The sequence below is a fragment of the Actinomadura geliboluensis genome, assembly GCF_005889745.1.
GTDB classification, from domain to species: Bacteria; Actinomycetota; Actinomycetes; order Streptosporangiales; family Streptosporangiaceae; genus Spirillospora; species Spirillospora geliboluensis.
In genome coordinates this window covers 1-4,312 of the sequence record NZ_VCKZ01000587.1, presented here as the reverse complement: position 1 = coordinate 4,312, position 4,312 = coordinate 1, and the positions used below count along the sequence as shown (strand labels likewise).

Annotated in this window: 5 protein-coding genes; 2 read left to right on the top strand and 3 right to left on the bottom strand. The window is 67.3% G+C overall.

Going from position 1 to position 4,312, the window contains the following annotated elements:
• Positions 1-327 precede the first annotated feature (327 nt).
• Together ETD96_RS41895 and ETD96_RS41890 are read left to right on the top strand one after the other, a co-directional pair.
• The gene (locus ETD96_RS41895; RefSeq protein ID WP_138642033.1) at positions 328-858 is read left to right on the top strand and encodes a hypothetical protein; all 531 of its coding nucleotides are present in this window, start codon (positions 328-330) and stop codon (positions 856-858) included.
• A gap of 299 nt (positions 859-1,157) precedes the next feature.
• The gene (locus tag ETD96_RS41890; protein ID WP_138642032.1) at positions 1,158-1,583 is read left to right on the top strand and encodes an SdpI family protein; all 426 of its coding nucleotides are present in this window, start codon (positions 1,158-1,160) and stop codon (positions 1,581-1,583) included.
• An 869-nt stretch (positions 1,584-2,452) separates the two neighbouring features.
• Here ETD96_RS41890 and ETD96_RS41885 read toward each other — a convergent pair.
• The 3 genes from ETD96_RS41885 to ETD96_RS45510 all read right to left on the bottom strand — a co-directional run.
• Positions 2,453-3,076 (bottom strand): DsbA family oxidoreductase, encoded by a 624-nt coding sequence (locus ETD96_RS41885; protein ID WP_138642031.1) that lies wholly within the window; start codon positions 3,074-3,076, stop codon positions 2,453-2,455.
• A gap of 106 nt (positions 3,077-3,182) precedes the next feature.
• On the bottom strand, positions 3,183-3,551 hold the full coding sequence (locus ETD96_RS41880) for an antibiotic biosynthesis monooxygenase (protein ID WP_240808606.1): 369 nt from the start codon (positions 3,549-3,551) through the stop codon (positions 3,183-3,185).
• A gap of 540 nt (positions 3,552-4,091) precedes the next feature.
• Positions 4,092-4,312: hypothetical protein (locus ETD96_RS45510; RefSeq protein WP_205719733.1), on the bottom strand; the 221-nt coding region annotated here is incomplete at its 5' end.

Genomic DNA, 4,312 nt, shown 5'->3' with positions numbered 1-4,312 from the left:
GGCAGGGGGTGATCTTCGACCGGGCGGGGACACCGGCCGAGCTTTGCCCCGCCGTGCCGCCCCACCGGACGGTGGCCGGGGTGCGCGACCCGCATGATCGTGCCGTCCGGCAGCCGCGGTCGAAGGCATGGTCGCCCCCCGGCCGACCGCCGACTCGGCCACTGCCGTTTCCGGCCGGGCTGGGCTTTATCCGTGCCGACCGATCCGCCGACGCCGCGACTTGCTCGTCCTTCAGCGGGTCGGCCGCCGGATGAGTACCTGCACGTCCCGGCTGCCCCACCGGAAGGTAAAGTGATCACTTTTCCCGGCTGACTGATGCGAGTTGCGTTGCTGACCGATTTCTTGCGAGACCAGTACTTCACGACGGCCTGGTTCGGCCTGATGGCCTTCGCGTGGTTTGGATGGTCGCAGGAGAACCCGCCCCGGCCATGGCGGATCTGGCTCGGCGCGGGGGCGGTGGCGGGCATCGGGCTCGCCGTGGTGTTCGGAGTGCTGACGGCCGCGAACTGGGATGAGCCGACCGCGCTGGAGGGCCGGTACCCGTGGTTCGGCGCTCTGGTCGCCGCCGAGGTCATCGCTGCGGGTGCCGGCTGCCTGCGCCTGGCCGGGCGTGCGGCGTCGCGGTGGATGGCGTGGTGGGTGGCGGTCGTCGTCGCGGCGCACTTCCTGCCACTGCCGCTGCTGCTGGAAGACGCCGGAGTGGCGGTCGTCGGCATCGTCCAACTGGTCGCGCTCGGTTCGGTGGTGCCGCTCCTGCGCCGCACCACCGCACCGACCAGCCGATCGGCGGGCCCCATCATGGGCGCAATCCTGCTCCTGAGCGCCGCGATCAGCGCGGCCATCTCAGGCGCGAACTGATAGCCACGCCTTGGGCGACGCGCGTTCGCTCCCACCCAGATTCCGCCGGACAGCAGCATGCGCACCGGCGACCCGAGCGCGGCGCCATGCACAAGGCAGCGGCGGCAGCGAGAACCCGGTCATGGCCTGGCACGACCCGCTCGGCCCACCGTCACCTGATGTCGCAACATCGAGGCACCCCGAAATCACCGCGAATATGGCCCTTGGCGTCTTCTGTGCACCTGTCTGTTATCCTGACGGCAGGACAATGATATAAGGCTTCGCCGCCTATTTTGACCAACGAATGAAAGGTTGAAAAAATGGAAGAGCGAGGCGCTCTCTTCTTTGCCGCGTTGGGTCTTCTTGCATTGTCTGGCCTGAGTCATTTCATCAGAAGTTCCATTGCGAGCGGAACCCTCGACAGAAACTCTGCTATCGGATTGAGGACCAAAGCCACCCAGTCGTCGGATGTCGCATGGGTGGCGGGCCATAAGGCCGCGGGGCCCTGGCTGTCGGCCTGTGCGGGTCTTGGATACCTCATGGGTGCCGCGACGGCTGTGGGGGCCCTCGTCACGATCGCCACGGATTCCATTCATTCCTCAATTTGGTTTCTTCCTGCTGTGGGGTTTGCGGGTGTTGTCGTTCTCCTCGTCCTCGCCACGGTCATCGCCGATCGGCACGGAAAGAATGTCGCAGGGGTCGACCATGGGACAGGACCGGCGCCGCTCGACAGGAGCGCTGAATAAGGCGAGCACGCTGGACGCGTCGATTCTTGAGTCGAGCCGGTCAATGCCGAGCGGAGGGGCCGGGGCCGATTGGGCCGGGTGTGAGGAAGGCCGCGTCGCGGCCGACCGCGATCAGCGCGGGGGAACGCCGCACCGTTAGCCGCCGGCCTGGCCCGCCCGGTCGGACTGGTGGCGGCGGTGAACTGCAGGCAGAAGCGGCGCCCGCTCTGAGTAGGGCAGAATCGTGACTGGAACGTAGGATCAGGTCGCCCGGCAGGCCGCCGCCGACACGGCGCCGTGCGCCCAAATGCTTGCTGAGGAACCCCCGAGTTCGCTCAGCAGACGCGTGCCCTGGCTGAGTTGCGCAGCGCCGAAGCCAGGCCCCGCTACACGGTAGACCTGGGGGTGATCGTGTGTTGCGTGATCATCTCGCGCCGGCTCGAAGAACAAGTGGCATAGCCGTTTGGTCACGCCGCCTACGGGTTCGATCGCTGTTCGCGGGCATAGCCATGGTAAAGGGGGAAATGCGAGGGCTCGCCCGCCGGGTACGGTGAGCATGCCCAGCCGGTTGGGAGGAACGTCGTCCAGGACCTCATCGGGAGCTCCGGAGAAAACCGCGGCGTGGGCAGCACTCTGGGTCGCGGTGCCCGTAGGCGCCGTCGCGCGCATGATGGGCCATCAGATATCGATGGTCCGCCCGGAGGGCGGAGCAAGCGTCCGTTCCGGTCGAACTTTGCCGGGCCTGATGCGCTGACCTGTGGGACGAGAAGTGGGTCCGCACAAGGTCCCGATCTTGTTCAGATCTATCCTGCATTTTCGGTGGGTGCTGAGCGTGGAGCCGTCGTCAGTAGATGCGACGAGATGTCGTGAATGGTGGCGACAGGTTCTCGTCAGCCGGTGAGGCTGCGCTCCAGCAGTCGGCGCAGCTCGCTGGCGGGCTGGACGCCTGGGACCGGCGGCCCGCCGTCGATCACCAGTGAGGGGACGCTGGTGACACCGTACTCGGCCGCGCGACGCCGGTCGGCTCGCACCTGTTCTGCGTATTCGTCACCGATGAGAACGGCGCGCACTCGGGCGGCGTCCAGTCCCGCCTCCTCGCCCAAGCGCTGAAGGACCTGCGGGTCGGCCACGTTCAGTCCTTCGGAGTGATAGGCACGAAGCAGGCGCTCCATCATCCGGTCGGCCGAGCCTCGGTCGGCGGCCAGCCGGCAGAGTCGGTGGGCGTCGAAGGTGTTCACCGGCCGGGCCAGATGCAGGTTGAGCTCCAGCCCTTCGGCGGCGCCCAGAGCCTGGATCCGGGCGATCCGGTCCGGCGCCTGAGCACCCCACCATCCCGCCATGGCCTCGGCGGCCGTGGGGCCGGGGTCCCGGCCTTCCTCGGGGGCCAGTTCGTAGCTGCGCCAGGCGATCTCCACGCTGGCGCGGTTGGTGATGCTCTCCAGTGCAGCAGCCAGGCGTCTCTTGCCGATGTAGCACCACGGGCACAGCACATCGGCATAAATCTCGACTTTCATGGGTCCTCCGATCTGAGTGGCGGCTTGGGGTGAGGGTGCGCCCCTGTCCCAGGCGCGCCCTGCCTGGTTCGGCGAGGAGCGCGCCAAGTGAGGGTTTCCGCTTTGATCAAGAGTCCAGGCGCTGTGGCCCTGGCCCGACCTCTCGGACGACGGTGTAGGTGGGAATCCCGCTCATGCGCGCTTCCGCCTTGCCGGACAGGGCCTCCAGTGCCTTGCCGATAGCGGCCATCCGGCCTTCGGTGTCGGAGGTCTCCACGAAGTTGCGGTAGTCGGCCTCGTTGGCCCAGTGCACGATGTTGTAGACACGCGTGCCGTCAGTGCTCACGTGGAAGCGGGCCGACCTGTAGCCGGGATAGAAGCGCACCCACCGCTCCTGAATCTCGGCGAAGGCCGCCACGAGCTCCCTTTGGGTGTCGAACCCATCGACGGTGTAGTCGATGATCGAGTAAAAGCCGGCATCCGTGCCCACGAACATCCTCCTGATGATCAAGCAGCCGGGGCAGTGCCCCTGGCTGACGATCCTTGAACCTCAACTGCGGTTGAGGTCAAATCGTGTCTCAGCGTCCTCGATCAATGCCGACATCTGATGGCCCGCCCGGAAGGCGGAGCAAGACCTCCGACGGTGCTAAGCCGTCAAGTAACGGCCGTGACAGGTGCCGAGCACGCGCACCGTACAGGTCGGTGGGCATAGGAACTCCCAGATTCACCCTCGGCCGGGACGGGCAGCGCCGAGTTGGTAGCAGGCACCACCTTCCGCCCGGAAACGATCACGTTGGACGGGAGCGCGACCGGCTGCGGTCTCCGGCCGAAGAGCTCAGTGCTGTTCCGGTCCGCCGAGCGGACGGAGCGGTACGGCCTCACCGCGTGACCGCCTTGGTCCCCTCGAAGGAGCCACTCCCTTCTGCTTCGTCCAGAGGGGCCGGTTCGGTCGGCTTTGCCTGGGTGTGCCTGAGTTGCCCAGCAGGGCCGTGTGGGCGCTGGGAGGCTCACACGGCCCTGCATCGGTTTGGTCCGGTCAGTCGCGGGGTGTGTCTGGGCAGGTGTGTCCGGAGGTGGAGACCCCCGCCGGGAGAGCGTCGACGGTTGCGGTCTTGGTCACGGCGACGTCTGCGGTCGTGGTTGCGGCGGGCAGGGTGTCGCCCGTCGCCGTGCCGCGCCAGCCGAGGAAGCGGTAGGTCTTGGCGTCGAAGATCAGCTCCTCGCGTTCGCCGGGCCGGGTGTCGAGGGTCACCGCGA

Coding starts and splice junctions, on each gene's coding strand:
- ETD96_RS41885 (WP_138642031.1), bottom strand. CDS start 3,076: ATGAAAGTCGAGATTTATGCCGATGTGCTGTGCCCGTGGTGCTACATC.
- ETD96_RS41890 (WP_138642032.1), top strand. CDS start 1,158: ATGGAAGAGCGAGGCGCTCTCTTCTTTGCCGCGTTGGGTCTTCTTGCA.
- ETD96_RS41880 (WP_240808606.1), bottom strand. CDS start 3,551: ATGTTCGTGGGCACGGATGCCGGCTTTTACTCGATCATCGACTACACC.